The 17,801-nt window shown below is 59.9% G+C and carries 17 protein-coding genes; 11 read left to right on the forward strand and 6 right to left on the reverse strand.

The annotated features are described in order from the left end of the window. Positions 1-254: 254 nt before the first annotated feature. Positions 255-479 (forward strand): hypothetical protein, encoded by a 225-nt coding sequence (locus tag H2Z84_RS04665; protein ID WP_059285646.1) that lies wholly within the window; start codon positions 255-257, stop codon positions 477-479. Positions 480-603: 124 nt separating this feature from the next. Here H2Z84_RS04665 and cydX read toward each other — a convergent pair whose 3' ends face one another. The 5 genes from cydX to cydP are packed head-to-tail and all read right to left on the reverse strand — an operon-like array spanning position 604 to position 3,949. Then, positions 604-711: a cytochrome bd-I oxidase subunit CydX gene (gene cydX, locus H2Z84_RS04670; RefSeq protein ID WP_369597782.1), complete on the reverse strand. Its 108-nt coding sequence runs from the start codon at positions 709-711 to the stop codon at positions 604-606. After that, positions 708-1,067 (reverse strand): NifB/NifX family molybdenum-iron cluster-binding protein, encoded by a 360-nt coding sequence (locus H2Z84_RS04675; protein WP_181834939.1) that lies wholly within the window; start codon positions 1,065-1,067, stop codon positions 708-710. The genes cydX and H2Z84_RS04675 overlap by 4 nt, the downstream gene beginning before the upstream one ends. 1 nt (position 1,068) lies before the next feature. Then, positions 1,069-2,208 carry a cytochrome d ubiquinol oxidase subunit II gene (gene cydB, locus H2Z84_RS04680; protein WP_181834940.1) on the reverse strand — a complete coding sequence of 380 codons (1,140 nt, stop codon included), beginning with the start codon at positions 2,206-2,208 and terminating at the stop codon, positions 1,069-1,071. Positions 2,209-2,217: 9 nt separating this feature from the next. Then, positions 2,218-3,768: a cytochrome ubiquinol oxidase subunit I gene (locus H2Z84_RS04685; protein WP_181834941.1), complete on the reverse strand. Its 1,551-nt coding sequence runs from the start codon at positions 3,766-3,768 to the stop codon at positions 2,218-2,220. Continuing rightward, positions 3,758-3,949 (reverse strand): cytochrome oxidase putative small subunit CydP, encoded by a 192-nt coding sequence (cydP, locus tag H2Z84_RS04690; protein WP_103525547.1) that lies wholly within the window; start codon positions 3,947-3,949, stop codon positions 3,758-3,760. The genes H2Z84_RS04685 and cydP overlap by 11 nt, the downstream gene beginning before the upstream one ends. A gap of 187 nt (positions 3,950-4,136) precedes the next feature. Between cydP and H2Z84_RS04695 the strand changes: the two genes are divergently transcribed. The 7 genes from H2Z84_RS04695 to H2Z84_RS04725 all read left to right on the forward strand — a co-directional run bounded on the left by H2Z84_RS04695 (position 4,137) and on the right by H2Z84_RS04725 (position 12,626). After that, positions 4,137-5,471 carry a sigma-54 interaction domain-containing protein gene (locus tag H2Z84_RS04695; RefSeq protein WP_181834942.1) on the forward strand — a complete coding sequence of 445 codons (1,335 nt, stop codon included), beginning with the start codon at positions 4,137-4,139 and terminating at the stop codon, positions 5,469-5,471. A gap of 517 nt (positions 5,472-5,988) precedes the next feature. After that, on the forward strand, positions 5,989-6,906 hold the full coding sequence (locus H2Z84_RS04700; protein WP_181834943.1) for a LysR family transcriptional regulator: 918 nt from the start codon (positions 5,989-5,991) through the stop codon (positions 6,904-6,906). Between the two features lie 266 nt (positions 6,907-7,172). Next, positions 7,173-8,327, forward strand: coding sequence for an ABC transporter substrate-binding protein (locus tag H2Z84_RS04705; protein WP_181834944.1), 1,155 nt, complete (start codon positions 7,173-7,175; stop codon positions 8,325-8,327). 60 nt (positions 8,328-8,387) lie between these two features. Continuing rightward, positions 8,388-9,404 carry an ABC transporter ATP-binding protein gene (locus H2Z84_RS04710; protein WP_181834945.1) on the forward strand — a complete coding sequence of 339 codons (1,017 nt, stop codon included), beginning with the start codon at positions 8,388-8,390 and terminating at the stop codon, positions 9,402-9,404. A gap of 9 nt (positions 9,405-9,413) precedes the next feature. After that, positions 9,414-10,370 (forward strand): ABC transporter permease, encoded by a 957-nt coding sequence (locus H2Z84_RS04715; RefSeq protein ID WP_258869293.1) that lies wholly within the window; start codon positions 9,414-9,416, stop codon positions 10,368-10,370. Further along, positions 10,360-11,175, forward strand: coding sequence for an ABC transporter permease (locus H2Z84_RS04720; RefSeq protein WP_181834946.1), 816 nt, complete (start codon positions 10,360-10,362; stop codon positions 11,173-11,175). The genes H2Z84_RS04715 and H2Z84_RS04720 overlap by 11 nt, the downstream gene beginning before the upstream one ends. 14 nt (positions 11,176-11,189) lie before the next feature. Next, positions 11,190-12,626 carry a gamma-aminobutyraldehyde dehydrogenase gene (locus tag H2Z84_RS04725; RefSeq protein ID WP_181834947.1) on the forward strand — a complete coding sequence of 479 codons (1,437 nt, stop codon included), beginning with the start codon at positions 11,190-11,192 and terminating at the stop codon, positions 12,624-12,626. Positions 12,627-13,195: 569 nt separating this feature from the next. Here the strand turns inward: H2Z84_RS04725 and H2Z84_RS04730 are convergent. Next, the gene (locus H2Z84_RS04730; protein WP_181834948.1) at positions 13,196-14,155 is read right to left on the reverse strand and encodes a LysR family transcriptional regulator; all 960 of its coding nucleotides are present in this window, start codon (positions 14,153-14,155) and stop codon (positions 13,196-13,198) included. Between the two features lie 134 nt (positions 14,156-14,289). On the opposite strand from H2Z84_RS04730, the gene H2Z84_RS04735 reads away from it, so the two are divergent. The 3 genes from H2Z84_RS04735 (at position 14,290) to H2Z84_RS04745 (ending at position 17,771) form a co-directional block, all read left to right on the forward strand. Then, positions 14,290-15,438 carry an iron-containing alcohol dehydrogenase gene (locus H2Z84_RS04735; RefSeq protein WP_181834949.1) on the forward strand — a complete coding sequence of 383 codons (1,149 nt, stop codon included), beginning with the start codon at positions 14,290-14,292 and terminating at the stop codon, positions 15,436-15,438. 333 nt (positions 15,439-15,771) lie between these two features. Continuing rightward, positions 15,772-16,356 (forward strand): NAD(P)H-binding protein, encoded by a 585-nt coding sequence (locus tag H2Z84_RS04740; protein WP_181834950.1) that lies wholly within the window; start codon positions 15,772-15,774, stop codon positions 16,354-16,356. Further along, positions 16,353-17,771, forward strand: coding sequence for an MFS transporter (locus H2Z84_RS04745; protein WP_181834951.1), 1,419 nt, complete (start codon positions 16,353-16,355; stop codon positions 17,769-17,771). The genes H2Z84_RS04740 and H2Z84_RS04745 overlap by 4 nt, the downstream gene beginning before the upstream one ends. Positions 17,772-17,801 lie beyond the last annotated feature (30 nt).

Below are 17,801 nucleotides of genomic sequence, written 5' to 3' on the forward strand. Positions count from 1 at the left end.
CGCTCCCCCCGCAAGCCCGGCCCAGCCGGGCTTTTTTCATCAGGACAGGCAAAGAATGCGGCTTTCTTGACCTAGGCGAAAACTTTTCCTGCATTTGCCACCTATGCTGACGGCAAATGCAGGCACAGGGCGCGCCATGCTGCACATGGCGTCATGCGAACATCTAACGCATTGGCCAGCGACTCCCTACCGGGAGCCCGTCCCCGTGACTGCTTTCCATCTTTGCATGACATCCCCCAACAGGAGATAAAACAATGGACAAGGCAATCAAGGCCGCTATGGAAGGCCTGCTGCGCGTCGCCACCGGTGAAACCCAGCATATCCGCCGCGCCAACTGTCCGGTCAACGGTTCCGAAGACCGCCAGGATGACTGCCCGGCCTGCCAGGCTATCCAGCGCGCAGAAAAGCTGCTGAAACCGCAATGGGCCGACAAGGCGCAAGTGCTGGAAACCGTCATCCGCCGGCTGGATATCGGCTGAGCCAGCGGCACGGTCGCCTTGGCGGCCATCCGGCATGCAACAGGGGCTGTGTCCATGGCGGACCACAGCCCCTCTTCCTTTTAGGCCAGTGACTCAGTAGCTGGCCTCATCTGCTCAGTGCTGCTTAATGCTGCGCCTGGCGCTCTTCCTCATGCTCGCCCCACAGGGCATTCAGAATCCCCAGCGACACGGCAAAACCGATACCCAATACCCATGCGAAATACCACATCATGTTCTCCCGGTAATTGATTGACAGCGGCCCTTGCCTGGCAGGTAAGGTGTGGCACGACTGCCGGCTATGCACAGCGCCGCCGCGGCCTGCAGCTCGCTTTCCATGGTGAGCGACAGCATGATGCCAAGCTGCCCCAGCCGCCGCGCCAGCGGCCGCCCGGCACTGGCTGCCAGCACGACATCCACCTCGCGCAGCGGGTGATCCGCCAAGTCACCACCCTGGCACAACAGCTGCGCCGGACTCAGCAGCAGGCTGTGCCAGCTGCCATCGGCACTATCCAGCAGCCAAAAATGCGTGCACTTGCCGGCGTGGCTGCTCACCGTGCGCCGGTTCTGGCTGGCAATGGCGATTTTCATCTCAGTAGGCACTGTGATTGTTCTCCCGCACATAGGCTGCTGTCACCTTGCCGCCCATCACCTTATACGCCCAGCGGGTATAGAGGATGATCAGCGGCATGAAGATCAGCGTGGCCACCAGCATCAATTCAAGCGTGAGCTGGCTGGATACGCTGTCCCACACCGTCAGGCTGGAGGCCGGATGGCTGGACGAAGGCATCACAAAGGGGAACATGCTGATACCTGCCGTGCCGATGACACCCGCCAGCGCCAGGGCCGAGGCCCAGAAGGCGGCAAAACTGCGCCCGCCGCGCAAGAGCAGCATGGCGGCGATGCCGGCCAGATAGGCGCTCAGCGGCAACAGCATGGTGAGCGGCCAGCGCTGGTAATTGCCCAGCCAGGCTCCAGCGACGCGGCTGACGGTTTTGGCCAGCGGGTCGGGCAGTGCATCCGGCTGTACGGCCGAGGTAATCACATAGCCATCAATACCCAGCGCCAGCCAGATGCCGGCCAGGGTAAAGCCCCCGAGCCACAGCAGGCCCATCACCCTGACCCAGCGCTGTGCGCGCTGCTGGATCTCCCCTTCGGTGCGGTGTGCCAGATATACCCCGCCGTGAAAGGTGATCATGGCGCTGGAGACCACGCCACACAGCAAGGCAAAGGGGTTGAGCAGGCCCCAGAAGCTGCCGTCGTAAGTGGACAGCAGATTGTTGTCGAAATGAAACGGCACGCCTTGCAGCAGATTGCCAAAGGCCACGCCAAAGATCAGCGGCGGAATGGTGCCACCGACAAACAGGCCCCAGTCCCATACCGAGCGCCAGGTGGGGTTGTCTATCTTGCTGCGGTAGTCAAAGCCTACCGGGCGGAAAAACAGCGCCCACAACACCAGCAGCATGGCCCAGTAAAAACCGGAAAACGCCGTGGCATACACCAGCGGCCAGGCGGCGAAAATCGCCCCGCCACCGGTGATGAACCACACCTGGTTGCCATCCCAGTGCGGGCCGACGGTGTTGATCACCACCCGCCGTTCGGTATCGTCCCTGCCGACAAAGGGCAGCAACGTGCCCACGCCCATGTCGTGACCATCCATGATGGCAAAACCGACCAGCAATACGCCGACCAGCAACCACCAGATCACCTTCAGACTTGCATAATCCAGCATGATTGTTCCTTAGTGAGCGGTTTCATGGTCGTAGCGGCCCGTGCCCAGACTGCCCGGCCCCTGACGGGCAAAGCGCACCATCAGCATCATTTCCACCACCAGCAGCACGGTGTAGAAACCGACAAAACCGGCCAGCGAGCCGTACAGCGACTCCACCGACAGCGTGGACACCGACAACCGGGTGGGCAATACGCCATAGATGGTCCACGGCTGGCGGCCGTATTCCGCCACCACCCAGCCCAGCTCGCAGGACAACCACGGCAGCGGCAAGCACCACAAGGCCAGCTTGAGCAGTCGCGGACGGTGCTGGAAGTTGCCTTTCAGCGAAGCCCAGAAGGCCCAGCCAAACAGCAGCAGCATCGCCATGCCCATGCCCACCATCAGGCGGAAGGACCAGAACATCGGTGCCACCCGCGGAATGGTGTCGCGCGCGGCGGCGGCTATCATCTGCGGCGTGGCATGGGCCACGTCGGCGGTGTATTTCTTCAGCAGCAGGCCAAAGCCCAGATCCTTCTTGTGCTGCTCCAGCACTGCCAGTGCTGCGCTATTGCCGCGTTCACGCCGCACGGTTTCCAGCGCCTGTACCGCCAGCATGCCGGACTGAATGCGCAGTCGGTTCTGCGCCATGATTTCGTGAATGCCGGGGATTTCCTTGCTGAGCGAACGGGTGCCAATCAGCCCCATCACCCAGGGAATGCTGAGCTGCCAGTCGTTCTCCATGCGTGTTTCATTGGGCCAGGCCAGCAGATTGAACGAGGCCGGTGCCGGCTCGGTATGCCACATGGCCTCAATGGCGGCCAACTTGGTCTGCTGCGCCTCGCCCACGGTGTAGCCGGACTCGTCGCCCAGCACGATCACCGAGCAGATACTGGCAAAACCGAAGGCTGCGGCAATACGGAAGCTCTTGCGGGCGAATTCCACATTGCGCCCGCGCAGCAGATACCAGCTGGAAATCGACAGCACAAACATCGCCCCGGTGACATAACCCGCGCTCACCGTGTGCACGAACTTGGCCTGGGCATCCGGGTTAAGCAGCAGCGCGGCAAAGTCGGTCATTTCCATGCGCATGGTCTGGTAGCTGAACTCCGCACCCACCGGGTTCTGCATCCAGCCATTGGCAATCAATATCCACAGCGCCGACAGATTGGTGCCGATGGCCATCAAGATGGTCACCAGCAAGTGCTGCTTGCGCGACAGCCGCTCCCAGCCAAAAAAGAACAGGCCGATCATGGTGGATTCCAGGAAAAAGGCCATCAGCCCCTCGATGGCCAGCGGCGTGCCAAAGATGTCCCCCACATAGTGCGAGTAATAGGCCCAGTTGGTACCGAACTGGAATTCCATGGTGATGCCGGTGGTCACCCCCAGCGCGAAATTGATGCCGAACAGCTTGCCCCAGAAGCGGGTCATGTCCTGATAGACCTGCTTGCCGGTCATCAGCCATACCGACTCCATGATCACCAGCATCCACACCATGCCGATGGTCAGCGGCACGAACAGGAAGTGGTAAAGCGCCGTCACGGCGAACTGCAGTCGTGATAAATCGACGACGTTATCTAACATTGTTTTTCTCCAGGTGTTGGCTGGCCATCCCCGCCTCCCGCATGCCGTCGGCCATGGCGGCGGCATCGACATGGACGCGGTAGGGCGCGACCAAGGCTTTCCAGATGATCAGCAACAGCACGATCTTGATGCCGATGATCCAGGCCAGTTCACGGCCCAGCTTGCGTGGTGGTTTTTTCATTGCAGGCTCTCGGTTGGCAGTACGACAACGCTTGTGACCGCCCGCACAGCCGGGACAGGTAGGGTGGGCCACCGCGTTTGACCATGCTGTTTGCAAATGCCATGCCAGCCTGCCGGGCCTTGATTCAAGGGGATTTGTGGCTGTTTTCCGGCTATCATGTCATTTTTGACATGTCAGCAATCGCACTATGTCACCCCTGTCGAATGAAGCCAGCCTGGACACCATCAGCCGCATGCTGGACGAGCTGAGCGAACCGCGCATTGTCATTACCGAGCACTTTGAAATCCTGCATGCCAACCAGGCCTACCGCGCTGCCTACGGGGCCGAAGCGCTGGGCCGCCACTGCTACGAGGTATCACACGGCTATCAACGCCCTTGCGATGAAGAAGGCGAGTCCTGCCCGCTGCGGATGACGCTGGCCAGCGGCCAGCCGGAACGGGTGCTGCACATTCACCGCACGGCGCATGGCGACGAGCATGTGGATGTGGAGCTGATGCCGCTGGCGGATATCAGCGGCCATCGCCACCTGTTCATTGAAAAGATGAAGCCGCTGCAGCTGGCCAGCAGCCAGGCGGCGGCCGACAAGATGGTGGGACGCAGTGCGGTTTTTCGCCGCATGCTATTGCTGGCGCAAAGAGCCGCCCCTTCGCGCGCCGCCGTGCTGCTGATCGGCGAATCCGGCACCGGCAAGGAAGGATTGGCACGTGCCATCCACGACAGCGGCGGTGCCGCGCAACGGCCGTTTATTGCGGTGGATTGCGCCAGCCTGAGTGAAACCCTGCTGGAAAGCGAGCTGTTCGGCTATGAGAAAGGGGCGTTTACCGGGGCCAACCAGCGCAAGCAGGGCCTGGTGGAAGCCGCCCATGGCGGCACGCTGTTTCTGGATGAGATTGGCGACCTGCCGCTGTCACAGCAGGTCAAGCTATTACGCTTACTGGAGTCCGGCAGCTTTCGCCGTGTGGGGGGTATCAACAGTATTCCCGCCAGCTTTCGGCTGATTGCAGCGACTCACCGCAATCTGGCAGCCATGGTCGAGGCTGGCAGCTTCCGCGCCGATCTCTACTACCGGCTAGCCGTGTTTCCCATTCGCCTCCCTCCCCTGCGCGAACGGCGCGAAGACATTCCGCTGCTGGCGGCCTCGCTGCTGGAACGGGTCGCCCCCGGGCGCAGGTTGCAACTGGAGGCCGCAGCGCTGCAATGGCTGTTGCAACAGCCATTCAACGGCAATATCCGCGAGCTGCGCAATCTGCTGGAGCGCGCCAGCCTGCTCAGCGACGGCGATGTCATCACGCTGGACAACCTTTGCGCCGATGAATGGTGCAGCACGCCAGCCCCCGCGGCGGCCATGCCACACTTCCACTGCGGCCTGCTGCCGCTGGAGCAACTGGAAAGCCAGTACCTGCAATGGGCCGTCGAACAGAGTGGGCTGAGCCGCCAGCAATTGGCCTCGGCACTGCAACTGACCGAGCGCACGCTCTACCGCCGGCTGGCCGGCAGACAAAAGAAAGCCCCTGCAGCTTAGGCAGGGGCAAAAGACAACCTTGGTCGATTCCTTATAGCAAACTCTGTTCCAGCCAGATGGCCTGGCGGCATCAACACCCTGTTTGCAACAAGGCAGCACCGAGACATTCACAGCAGCCACCCCGGGCAAGGCAAAACAATCGGCGCCGCCAAAGGGTTTGCGGTACGCCTCCAGTGGCTCGCCATCCAGCCACTATGGGGTAGCTGCATTCGGCAAGCATGGAAATGACTGTCTGAAAGCCCCGGCCATCTCGCAAGCCCGTGACGTTCGCAGCTGATTTGGCCAAGTCGCCGGTTTCGTAAAACCCGCTGGGGAATGCGCCTCGCACTCGCAGATGTCAGGGATCAGGCGATGGGTATTGAAGAGGGCTTGTCCGTCATCAGTACTGAACGGGCTACTCTGGATGAAATGCACCTTGGCACCTGCGTGAGCAGGACGGCAGTAGCATGAGGCTGTTCGCAGCAACGGGTCTCGGGCACAATCGCGCCATAACAACAGCATGATGAAGAGGTTGTAAGTGTCGATCACGCTGAAAAATGTGCGCTATTTTGTTGCTGTGGCCGAGATGCAGTCGATTTCACGCGCGGTACAGGACCTGAATGTATCGCAATCGGTGGTTACCGAAGCCATCCGTGCGCTGGAGGTTGACCTGGGTGTCCAGCTGTTTACACGACACGCCCGTGGCATGAGCCTGACCCATGCTGGTTATCAGTTTCTGCGCCATGCTCACCAGATCCTGGCATCGGTCCGGCATGCGCGCGAAGCGCTGTCGATGCGACCGGATGCGGTGACCGGCCAGCTCAATATCGGCGTCACCAGCCTAGTGTGCGGTTATTTCCTGCCTTATCTGCTGGAGCGTTTTCGCAGCACTTTCCCACAGGTGGAAGTGCGAGTGGTGGAAGACCAGCGCGACTATATCGAACACCTGCTGGTCAATGGCGAGCTGGATGCGGCGGTATTGATCGTCTCCAATGTGCAGAACCGTCAGGCGCTACACACCGAGGTATTGCAGCAATCCAGTTATCGTTTATGGCTACCGGCTGGCCACCGTCTGCTGGATGGTGGCGCAGTCACCCTGGCTGACCTGGCCGAACAGCCGCTGGTAGCCCTGAAACTGGATGAGCTGGAAGATGTGGCCACCGCCTTGTGGCGACAGATTGGCCGCAAGCCACAACTGGCAGTGCGCACGGCCTCGGTAGAGGCCATGCGTAGCCTGGTGGCCACCGGAGCTGGCCTGGCCATCATGCCGGATGTGCTCTACCGCCCTTGGTCACTGGAAGGCGATCGGCTGGAGGTATTGCCCTTGCAGGAAGAAACCCCGACGCTGGAAGTGGGCGTGGTGTGGCGGCGCGGTATGCGGGTTTCTGACAACACTCACAACTTCCTTGCGCTGGCCAGAGAGTACAGCCGCAGTCATAAACAAACCTTTTCCTGATATCTGTATTTTCGATAATTATCCACAAGCCATCACTTATTGAGATGGCTTGGTGCGTTTCATGCTGTCGTCTTGCGCCAGGCAAGCGCTTGCAGTCCAGCCTTCGGCCAATCTTATTCTTTTTTTCCTGCACCAAAGCACTGCTATCTGTTTTCCCAATCACTGTCATTGGTCGGACTGGCTAGGGGCTCTACCGTGTGCTGCCTAGAATCGGCTCACACATTCCCAGACGCACAATGCGCAGTCCTTGGAGAAGGAGAAACGTGATGCAAAGCAGCCTGATTCGCCTGACCGCCGTCCTGGTCAGTTCCAGCCTGATTGCCCCTGCCGTGCTGGCCGCACCATTGGCCACATTGGGCAAGCCGGAAGGCAAACTCAATATCATTGCCTGGCCCGGCTATATCGAGCGCGGGCAGAGCGACAAGAATTACGACTGGGTGACCGGTTTCGAAAAGTCCACCGGCTGCCAGGTGAGCGTGAAAACCGCGGCCACCTCGGACGAAATGGTGTCGTTGATGAATTCACCCAATTACGACCTGGTGACAGCCTCGGGTGATGCTTCGCTGCGGCTGATCTACGGCAAGAAGGTGCAGGAAATCAACCCGGCGCTGATTCCCAGCTGGAACACGCTGGATCCACGAGTGAAGAGCGGTAACTGGTTTACCGTGGCTGGAAAACCCTATGGCGTACCCTACCAGTGGGGGGCCAACTTCCTGATGTACAACAGCAAGGTATTCACCAAGGCGCCCACCAGCTGGTCGGTACTGTTCGAGCCGGGCAATCTGCCCGATGGCAAGCCCAACAAGGGCCGGGTGCAGGCTTACGATGGTGCCATCTACATTGCGGATGCCGCGCTCTACCTGATGCACAAGAACCCCAAACTGGGCATCAAGGACCCCTATGAGCTGAATGAAGCCCAGTACGCCGCCGTCCTGAAGCTGCTGCGTCAGCAAAAAGGCCTGACACATCGCTACTGGCATGATGTCACCGTGCAGATGAACGACTTCAAGAAAGAAGGCGTGGCCGTATCCAGTGCCTGGGGTTACACCATCAACACCCTGCAGGCAGAGAAATTCCCGGTGGCCGGCACCATTCCGCAAGAAGGGGCCACTGGCTGGGCCGATACCACCATGCTGCATGCCCAGGCTCAGCACCCGGTATGCGCCTACAAGTGGATGGAGTGGTCGCTCAATAAAAAGCTGCAGTCTGGTCTGGCCGAATGGTTCGGCTCTAACCCGGTGGTGGCCGAAGCCTGCCAGACCAAGGCCCCAGGCGGCAGCAATTTCTGCCAGAGCAACGGTTTTGACCGCTTTGCCCAGATCCGCTTCTGGCGTACGCCTGTGGCCAAGTGTGGCCAGGGCAGCTGCGTGCCGTATAGCCGCTGGACTGCCGATTACATTGCCATCATGGGCGGTCGCTGACCGCATGCAGAACACGCTGCCTGTCGGCGCAGTGCCGATGGGCAGCAGGGAGTTTGAGTCATGACCCTTGCCGTCCGTTTCCAACAGGTTAGCCGCCATTACGATGCTGTGCGTGCGGTAGACCAGATCGACCTTGCCATTGCTGAAGGCGAGTTTTTTTCCATGCTGGGGCCGTCTGGCTCAGGCAAAACCACCAGCTTGCGGCTGATTGCCGGTTTCGAGCAGCCCAGCAGTGGTTCCATCCAGATTTTTGGCCGCGAAGCCGCCGGCCTGCCGCCCAATCTGCGCGACGTGAATACCGTGTTCCAGGACTACGCGCTGTTTCCGCACATGAGCGTGCTGGACAATGTGGCCTACGGCTTGATGATCAAGGGCGTGGCACGGGCCGAGCGCCACCGCCGTGCCGAAGCCATGCTGGACATGGTGAAACTGGGCCAGTACGGCAGCCGCCGTCCGTCCGCCTTGTCCGGTGGCCAACGCCAGCGGGTAGCGCTGGCGCGCGCATTGATTCTGCAGCCGCGGGTGCTGTTGCTGGACGAACCGCTAGGCGCATTGGACCTGAAGCTACGCGAGCAGATGCAGACCGAACTGAAGGCGCTGCAGCGCAAGCTGGGCATTACCTTTATTTATGTCACCCACGATCAGGGCGAGGCGCTATCGATGTCGGACCGGGTGGCGGTGTTCAACAAGGGCCGCATCGAGCAGATTGCCGCCCCGCAGGTGCTCTATACCCAGCCGGCTACCGCCTTTGTGGCGGATTTTGTCGGGACGTCGAATGTTTTCGATGCCGCATGGGCCGCCAGCCTGACTGGCCAGCAGCAGGCCTTTGCCGTGCGCCCGGAGCGTATACGCCCGGTGCAGGAAGGCCAGGATGGCGATGGCATCCGCTTGCCCACCCGGCTGCTCGACGTGCAGTACCTGGGGGCGGTCAGCCGCTACGAGCTGGAAGCCGGCCCGGAACGCATCATCAGCATGGTGTTGCCCAATGACGATGCAGCCGCTCGCCAGGTGTTGACTCCCGGTCAGGCAATTACGGTCTGGCTGCCGGCACAGGCCATGCATGCGCTGGCCGGCTAAGGAGATGACATGATGACTGTTTCACTGCCTGAAGGGCAGACTACCGCAACACGTCCGGGCATCTTGCTGCGGCTGGGAGGGGCGCTGTATCGCCACCCCGGCCTGCAACTGGCCTTGCTGCTGGCACTGCCGCTGCTGTGGTTCATGCTGGTGTATCTGGGTTCGCTGTGTACCTTGCTGGCACAGAGCGTGTTGACCTTTGATGACTTCACCATGTCGGTCAGCCGCGAACTGACGCTGGACAATTACCGCCAGCTGCTGTCGCCGGCCAATCTGGACGTGGTGCTGCGCACGCTCAGCATGGCCACCCTGGTGTCACTGGCCTCTGCCGTGATGGCGTTCCCGCTGGCCTATTACATGGTGCGCTATGCCCGTGGCTGGCAGAAGGGCTTTTTCTATGTGGCGGTGATGTTGCCGATGTGGGCCAGCTATATCGTCAAGGTGTATGCCTGGACCGTACTGCTGGCCAAGGGGGGCATTGTGTACTGGGCCTACCAGACGCTGGGCCTGCAGGGGATTGTCGACTGGCTGATGACACTGCCGCTGATCGGGGGGAATTCGCTGACCACGTCCAATCTGGGGCGCTTTACCGTATTCACCTATATCTGGCTGCCCTTCATGATTCTGCCGATTCAGGCCGCTCTGGAGCGGGTACCCGCCAATCTGTTGCAGGCCAGCAGCGACCTGGGAGCCAGTGGTGCGCAAACCTTCCGCCACGTCATCCTGCCGCTGGCCTTTCCGGGGGTAGTAGCCGGTTCTATTTTTACCTTCTCGCTGACTCTGGGCGACTACATCATTCCGCAGCTGATCGGCCCTTCCGGGCTGTTCATCGGCTCCATGGTGTACACCATGCAGGGTTCCATCGGCAATATGCCGCTGGCCGCCGCCTTTACCGTGGTGCCGGTATGCATTATCGGCCTGTACCTGCTGGGTGCCCGCAAACTGGGAGCGTTCGATGCACTCTGATCAATCCGACCGCGCGTCCTGGTGGCTGCGTCTGCTTGCCTTTGGTGGTATCGGCTTTTTGTTTCTGCCCATTGCCGTCATCGTGCTGTATGCCTTCAACGCGGAAAGCTCCGGTTACAGCTTTCCGCCCCAGGGCTTCACCCTGGGCTGGTTTGCCGCTGCCTTTGCTCGCGATGACGTGATGGCCGCCATTGGTCTGTCATTGCGGCTGGCCGCGCTGGCCACGGTGCTGGCACTGCTGCTGGGTACCCTGGCAGCAGCCGCGCTGTATCGACGCGACTTTCTGGGCAAGGACGCCATCACCATGATGTTGATCCTGCCGATTGCGCTGCCCGGCATCATTACCGGTATTGCCTTGCTGTCGGCATTCCGGTTGGCGGACATCACACCCGGCTTCTGGACCATCGCCATCGGCCACGCCACTTTCTGCGTGGTGGTGGTGTACAACAACGTGATTGCCCGCTTTCGCCGTATCAGCACCAGCCTGCTGGAGGCCTCGCAGGACCTGGGTGCCAATATGTGGCAAAGCTTCCGCTACGTCATCCTGCCGCAAATCGCTACCGCGCTGCTGGCCGGGGGCATGCTGGCCTTTGCCCTGAGTTTTGACGAAATCATTGTCACCACGTTTACCGCGGGCAATGAAGTGACGCTGCCCATCTGGATGCTGAACCAGCTGAGCCGCCCGCGCGATGTACCCATTACCAATGTGGTGGCCCTGTGCGTGATGCTGATGACAGCACTGCCCATTCTGGCTGCCTATACCCTGACCCGTGGCACGGAAGACATTGCCGGTAGCGGCAAATAAGACGAGGAACAAGCATGGACAAGACTCTGCAATGCAAGATGCTGATCAACGGCGAATTCGTGACGGGAGAGGGCGAGCAGGAGGGCATTCTCAACCCGGCCACTGGCGAGCTGATTGTGCATATCAAGGAAGCATCACTGGAGCAGGTGCAGGCAGCGGTGGCGGCGGCTCAGGCAGCCTTCCCGGCCTGGGCGCGCACCAGCCCGCGTGAGCGTTCCGAACGCCTGTTGCAACTGGCAGATGCCATCGAGGCGCGCGGGCCGGAATTCGCCCGGCTCGAGTCGCTCAACTGTGGCAAGCCCTATCATCTGGCACTGAATGATGAAATCCCCGCTGTGGTGGATGTGTTCCGCTTCTTTGCCGGTGCGGTGCGTGCCCAGACGGGCATGCTGGCCGGTGAATATCTGCCAGGACATACCAGCATGATTCGCCGCGACCCGCTGGGCGTGGTGGCATCGATTGCACCGTGGAACTACCCGCTGATGATGGCCGCCTGGAAAATTGCCCCGGCGCTGGCGGCCGGCAATACCGTGGTGCTCAAGCCATCGGAACAGACGCCGCTGTCCACGCTGAAGCTGGCCGAGCTGATGGCAGGGCTGTTTCCGGCCGGGGTGTTCAATCTGGTGTTGGGCCGTGGCGAAACCGTGGGCAGCCCGCTGATTTCCCAGCCGCAGGTCCGCATGATTTCCATTACGGGTGATGTCTCCACTGGTCAGCGTGTACTGGAAACCGCCTCACGCTCGGTCAAGCGTACCCATCTGGAGCTGGGCGGCAAGGCGCCGGTGATCATTTTTGACGATGCCGATCTGGCTTCTGCCGTAGAGGGCATCCGTGCTTTTGGTTATTACAACGCCGGCCAGGACTGCACTGCGGCCTGCCGCCTGTATGTGCAAAAAGGGGTATACGAACGTTTTGCCGCCGATCTGGCCAGCGCGGTTAGCACCATCAAAGTGGGCCATCAACACCTGGATGGCGTGGAAATGGGGCCGCTGATTTCCGAACGCCAGCGCAATCGCGTAGCCAGCTTTGTCGAGCGCGCCCAGCAACTGTCCCATGTCGAGGTGCTGACCGGTGGCAAGCTGGGTGAGGGGCCGGGCTTTTTCTACCAGCCCACGGTGATTGCCGGTGCGCAGCAACAGGATGAAATCGTGCAGCGCGAGGTGTTTGGCCCGGTGGTGTCCATTACCCCGTTCGACGATGCCGATCAGGTCATTCAGTGGGCCAATGATTCGGATTACGGCCTGGCCAGCTCGGTATGGACTGCCGATGTGGGGCGCGCCATGCAGCTGAGTGCGCAATTGCAATATGGCTGCACATGGGTGAATACCCACTTCATGCTGGTGAACGAAATGCCGCATGGCGGCATGAAGCGTTCCGGCTACGGCAAAGACATGTCCATGTACGCGCTGGAAGACTACAGCTGCGTGCGTCATGTGATGCTCAAGCACTGACAAAACCCGTCAATGCTAGCAGCCCGCCCGGTCTCTTTCCTGTGAAAGACCGGGCGGTTTCATTTGTTGCGGTATTACGCCCCTGCCCTGCATGTCCGCCACCGCCAGTTGCCCGACTTGGGTTCATCCATCCTGACCGGGGTGGTCGACCAGGTCGGGGACAGTTACCATCATGCGCTTGCCTGCCTGCTGCTGAAGTATGCTGCATCCATCCACCAGATCAATTCCGGTCATGCAAATACCGCACCGGCGGTGGTGAGCTGCCGATGCCGAATACTGCTGTCCTTGCCAAACATGGCGATCCGGTATCTGTGTAATGCAAGCGAGCTAGCTTGCTCCCACTGGGTCATTGAGTCGCAGGGGAAAAAGCGAAAGCCTTCGGAGACACCGAGTCATGGCGCAACCCTTGGCGCGGTGCCGCAGGCGGCACCATTCCAGGGCTGTTTTCACATACGTCGCCGCGCCAAAGGCGCAGCGTCAGCCCGGTTGGCGAAGAATCGGGCAAAGTCGCCATCAGGGCTGGCGGTGTTAAGCGTTCGCCCAATGAAATTACCCGTCATTAAATGACGCTAGGCTAGCGGTAGCGCGTCACTTGCGCTTTGCAGTTCGGCTTCGGACAGTACAAAGTCTTTACCGTCAGTCAGCCGGTCCACCGCCAAATCAATAAACCGCCGGACTCTTGCCGGCTGTGCCGCACGACTGCCGTAATACACAAACAGGCTGTAATGGTCTGCCATGTTTTCCAGCAAAATGGGAATCAGCCGACCACTGCGTATCAGTGGGGCCGCTGTCGGGCCTGCCAGTTGGCCAATGACCTCACCAGCCAGGACGGCGCGCAACTCCATGGCTTCGTCATTGGTGCAGAAGGCCGGATTGACCGGCTGATCCTGCATGCGCTCACCGACCCGCACACGCCAGGGCACCACGCGGCCATCGCTGGCCCGGCGAAAGGCACTGCAACGATGCGCCCCTAAATCGTAAAGACTGAGCGGGATGCCATGCTTGCGCAGGTAGCTGGGGGCGGCGCAGATAATCAACTGCATGGGAAACAGGCGACGTGCCACCAGCCCTTCCTGTGGCGAATTACCCAATCGGAAGCCGACATCAATACGATCCTCCACCCAGTTGCCAATGCGGTCATCCAGTTGCACGTCCAGTTGTACTTCGGGGTAGAGCCGACAGTATTCGTCCATCACCGGGCCGATGACCGATTGCAAAACGGTACGCGGGCCGACAATCCGCAGTGGTCCCGCCAGCTCATCCTTGGTTTGCTTTACGGCTGACAGCGCTTGCTGGAATCCAATCAGCGATGGTTGTACCGCCTCCAGAAAGCGCTGCCCCTCTTCGGTCAGCGACATGCTGCGGGTGGTGCGGTGGAATAGCCGCACACCCAGAAACTGTTCCAGTTGCCCCAGTGCCTTGCTGGCTGCCTGTGGCGAGATCTGTTGTGCAGCAGCAGCCTTGCTGAGGCTGCCGTACTCGACCGTCCGTACGAATGTGGTAATGGAACGAAGCTCGTTAATGGACATGGCTCAGCTTTGCCGATGAATTAACATCATAAAGTTGTAGATCATTCAAATAATAACACGCTAGTTTGATGTTCCACTGAGGATTAAAGTCACGTCCATCAACTTCAAGCGCCGAGATGGCAACGAGAATACGCATGGACAACTTTACTTTCTTCAATCCCACCAAAATTGATTTCGGTACCGGCAAAGAACAGCTGATCGGCCAGCACCTGGCTGAACATGGCATCAGCAAAGTACTGCTCTGTTTTGGTAGTGACCGCATCAAGCGCGATGGCCTGTTCCAGACCGTCAGCCAGAGCCTGGCTGCACACGGCATCGAATTTGTCGAATTCGGCGGCATTGTCAGCAACCCCTTGCTGAGCAAGGTGCGCGAGGGCATTGCACTGGCACGTGGTCATCAGGTCGGTGCCGTGCTGAGCGTTGGTGGTGGGTCGGTACTGGATAGCAGCAAGGCCATTGCCGCCGGGGTGGCTTACGCTGGCGATGTATGGGATCTGTTCATCGGCAAGGCTGCCATTGATGCCGCATTGCCGGTGTTTTCCATTCTGACACTGGCGGCAACCGGCAGCGAAATGAACAGTGGTGCAGTCGTCACCAACGAGGCCACTAAAGAAAAATTCGCGATCCAGTCGGTGCATACCTTTCCGCGCGTTTCCATCGTCAACCCGGCATTGATGCAAACCGTTTCGCGCGACTATCTGGTGTACTCCGCCGCCGACATCATCGCCCATTGCATTGAAGGCTATTTCACCGCCACCACGCAGCCGGTGCTTCAGTCACGCATGGTGGAGGCCCTGGTTAAAACCGTGATCGACACCACGGAAACCCTGTTGGACAAGCCGACCGATTACCCGGCCCGTGCCGAGTTCGCCTGGGCCGCCACGCAGGCTCTCAACGGCCTGATTTATGCCGGTACGGCAGGCTTCAGCTATCCCAACCACATGATCGAACACGCCTTGTCCGCACTGTTTAACGTGCCGCATGGTGCAGGCCTGTCGGTGATCATGCCGGCGTGGATGAAATGGTATCAGGGCAAGAATCCGCAGCAGTTCCAGCGCTTTGCTCAACAGGTATTTGCACTTGAAACCGCAGAGCAAGGCATTGCGGCTCTGGAAAGCTGGTTTGACAAGATCGGCACCCCCACTCGCCTGTCACAACTCGGCATCACCAAGGCTGACTTGCCAACCATTACCGAAGTAGTGCTGGGCAATGCCAAGTGGTTCGGTATTGCAGAAATCTATACCCATGATGTCGTGGTCGAAATCTTGAGCCTGGCTCTGTAATTCAAATCCTGTGACGCGCATGGCGCCACCAGAGGAAATGGCAGTCGCCGCATCCCTCCTGCAGGAGTCTGATGCGGCCTTCGTCACTGGTAGTGATTGCTGATTGGTGGTGGTGTCATCGTGGCCATGAAAACCAACGTCCTGGCTACGCCTGAGTAACTGCCACGGTCTGGTTGCCAGTCAACGACATGGTCAATAACCGGTAGCCGTCCATCTATTTATGTTGCTGAGCCTTGCCAGCGTCGGTCACTGCCATGGTGACACGCAGGTCGAGGCGCTTCCTGTGCGCTGCCCTTGTATGGCATCTACAGGATGAAAAATGAAACGATTGCAATGACCCGAATTCTGATACTGGGGGCAAACGGCCAGCTTGCGCGGCATACCTTGCCCTATCTGCTGGCACACCCGGATGTCCAGCTGACGCTGTATTTGCGCCGTGCACACCGCCTGGCTAATCCGGACCCGTCGCGGGTAACGATTGTCGAAGGAGATGTGCTGGATTCCGCCACCTTGCAGATGGCCATGCGCAACCAAGACCTGGTGTATGCCAATCTGGCGGGAGACATGGCCGCACAGGCAGGCAAGGTGATTGACAGCATGAAAGTGTCCGGGCTGCGACGCCTGATCTTTATCAGCTCCATGGGAATCTACGGCGAAGTGCCGGGTGAACGCTATCGCAGCGTACTGGACCCCTATCGCGACTCGGCCGCACTGATTGAAGCCTCTGACCTTGACTACACCCTATTGCGGCCGGGCTGGTTCAATCGCGACAAGACCGAAAACTACCAGCTGACCAGAAAGGGGCAGCCGTTTATTGGTCACGCGGTATCACTCGACAGCCTTTCCAGCCTGATCACCCGGCTGGCCATTACGCCGGGGATGGAAATCGGTCAAAGCCTGGGGGTGAGCACAGCATGACCCAGGCCTCAACGGCAGTGAACCGTAGCATGGTGCTGACCATCATCATGGTCAGCTACCTGATGCTGGTGATTGATATTTCCATTGTCCTGACCGGCTTGCCACGCATTCAGGCGGCGCTTGGCTTTAGCCCGGCCGGACTGTCGTGGATCCAGAACGCCTACACCCTGACCTTTGGCGGCTTCTTGCTGCTGGGGGCAAGAGCCGGCGACATTCTTGGCCGACGACAGATGTTCATCACCGGTTTGACCATCTTTACCGTGGCCTCGCTGGCTATCGGTGCAGCCATGACACCCGCGTGGATGATTACCTTTAGGGCGGTCCAGGGGCTTGGTGCTGCGGTATTGGCCCCCTCGACCCTGGCATTGATATCCACCCATTTTGAAGAGGGCCATGAACGAACCCGTGCACTGTCGCTGTATGCCGCAGCAGCAGGCATCGGTGCCACCGTGGGACTGGTGGCGGGAGGCTTGCTGGCCGACCTGATTTCCTGGCGAGCAGGTTTCTTCATCAACCTGCCGATAGGTGCCGCCCTGATTGCCGGCAGCATGCGCTACATCCACGAAACACCACGGCAATCCGGGCGTTTTGACATGGCCGGTGCACTGACCTCCACGCTAGGCATGTTTGCCTTGGTATTCGGTATTGTCGAGGCGGCCGAATCCGGCTGGGGCGCAGTACAAACCTGGAGCAGCCTGCTGGCCGGGCTGATTTTGCTGGCCGGTTTTCTGCGTATCGAGTCAGGTGCCATTCAACCCTTGTTACCCCTTGCCCTGCTGACCAACCGGGAACGTAACGCCGCATACGCTGCACGCTTGTTGTTTCTGTGCGGCATGGCCGGTTTCTGGTTTTTCACCGCGCAATACCTGCAACGGGTACTCGGTTTCTCACCGATGCTGGCCGGACTGGCGTTTGTACCGGTCACCATTCCGCAACTGGCCACCTCGTTGTCGGTGCCGGCCGTAGCCCGCCGTATCGGGCAGCGTCGCATTCTGCTGAGCGGGCTGGCCATGTGTGTGGCCGGTGTGTTGTGGCAAGGCCTGGCGGCTGATCAGGCGTCTTATGTTGCAGGTGTCCTGGGGCCGATGCTGCTAGTGGGTTTCGGACAAGGCTGGGTACTGGCGCCACTTACCGTGGCCGGGGTGGCCGGGGTGGAGCCACACAATGCCGGCGTCGCCTCCGGTGTGCTGAATGTTGCCCACCAAGTGGGTGCCACACTGGGTCTTGCCATTCTGGTTGTCGTCTACGCGGGTGGTGGCAAAACAGCCTACAGCAGTGCTGAGATGGCTCTGCATACCGGTTATGCACTGGACGTGGCAGCCGCGTTCCTGGCTGCCAGCTTGTTGTTGGCCGTGCGCTTTCTGAACTTCGGGTCCATCTCGTCGCAGCAACGCAGGCCCATACGAAACAACTGAAAAGCGGCCGGCTTAAACAGCTGCCTTCAA

The organism is Aquitalea aquatica (genome assembly GCF_013911085.1).
Lineage (GTDB): Bacteria > Pseudomonadota > Gammaproteobacteria > Burkholderiales > Chromobacteriaceae > Aquitalea > Aquitalea aquatica.

Excerpts from the sequence above, each read along its gene's own strand:
- cydX (WP_369597782.1), bottom strand. The coding sequence starts at position 711 with ATGATGTGGTATTTCGCATGGGTATTGGGTATCGGTTTTGCCGTGTCG.
- H2Z84_RS04730 (WP_181834948.1), bottom strand. The coding sequence starts at position 14,155 with ATGTCCATTAACGAGCTTCGTTCCATTACCACATTCGTACGGACGGTC.
- H2Z84_RS04665 (WP_059285646.1), top strand. The coding sequence starts at position 255 with ATGGACAAGGCAATCAAGGCCGCTATGGAAGGCCTGCTGCGCGTCGCC.
- cydP (WP_103525547.1), bottom strand. The coding sequence starts at position 3,949 with ATGAAAAAACCACCACGCAAGCTGGGCCGTGAACTGGCCTGGATCATC.
- H2Z84_RS04685 (WP_181834941.1), bottom strand. The coding sequence starts at position 3,768 with ATGTTAGATAACGTCGTCGATTTATCACGACTGCAGTTCGCCGTGACG.
- H2Z84_RS04710 (WP_181834945.1), top strand. The coding sequence starts at position 8,388 with ATGACCCTTGCCGTCCGTTTCCAACAGGTTAGCCGCCATTACGATGCT.
- H2Z84_RS04705 (WP_181834944.1), top strand. The coding sequence starts at position 7,173 with ATGCAAAGCAGCCTGATTCGCCTGACCGCCGTCCTGGTCAGTTCCAGC.
- H2Z84_RS04740 (WP_181834950.1), top strand. The coding sequence starts at position 15,772 with ATGACCCGAATTCTGATACTGGGGGCAAACGGCCAGCTTGCGCGGCAT.
- H2Z84_RS04725 (WP_181834947.1), top strand. The coding sequence starts at position 11,190 with ATGGACAAGACTCTGCAATGCAAGATGCTGATCAACGGCGAATTCGTG.
- H2Z84_RS04720 (WP_181834946.1), top strand. The coding sequence starts at position 10,360 with ATGCACTCTGATCAATCCGACCGCGCGTCCTGGTGGCTGCGTCTGCTT.
- H2Z84_RS04675 (WP_181834939.1), bottom strand. The coding sequence starts at position 1,067 with ATGAAAATCGCCATTGCCAGCCAGAACCGGCGCACGGTGAGCAGCCAC.
- H2Z84_RS04745 (WP_181834951.1), top strand. The coding sequence starts at position 16,353 with ATGACCCAGGCCTCAACGGCAGTGAACCGTAGCATGGTGCTGACCATC.
- H2Z84_RS04695 (WP_181834942.1), top strand. The coding sequence starts at position 4,137 with ATGTCACCCCTGTCGAATGAAGCCAGCCTGGACACCATCAGCCGCATG.
- H2Z84_RS04735 (WP_181834949.1), top strand. The coding sequence starts at position 14,290 with ATGGACAACTTTACTTTCTTCAATCCCACCAAAATTGATTTCGGTACC.
- cydB (WP_181834940.1), bottom strand. The coding sequence starts at position 2,208 with ATGCTGGATTATGCAAGTCTGAAGGTGATCTGGTGGTTGCTGGTCGGC.
- H2Z84_RS04715 (WP_258869293.1), top strand. The coding sequence starts at position 9,414 with ATGATGACTGTTTCACTGCCTGAAGGGCAGACTACCGCAACACGTCCG.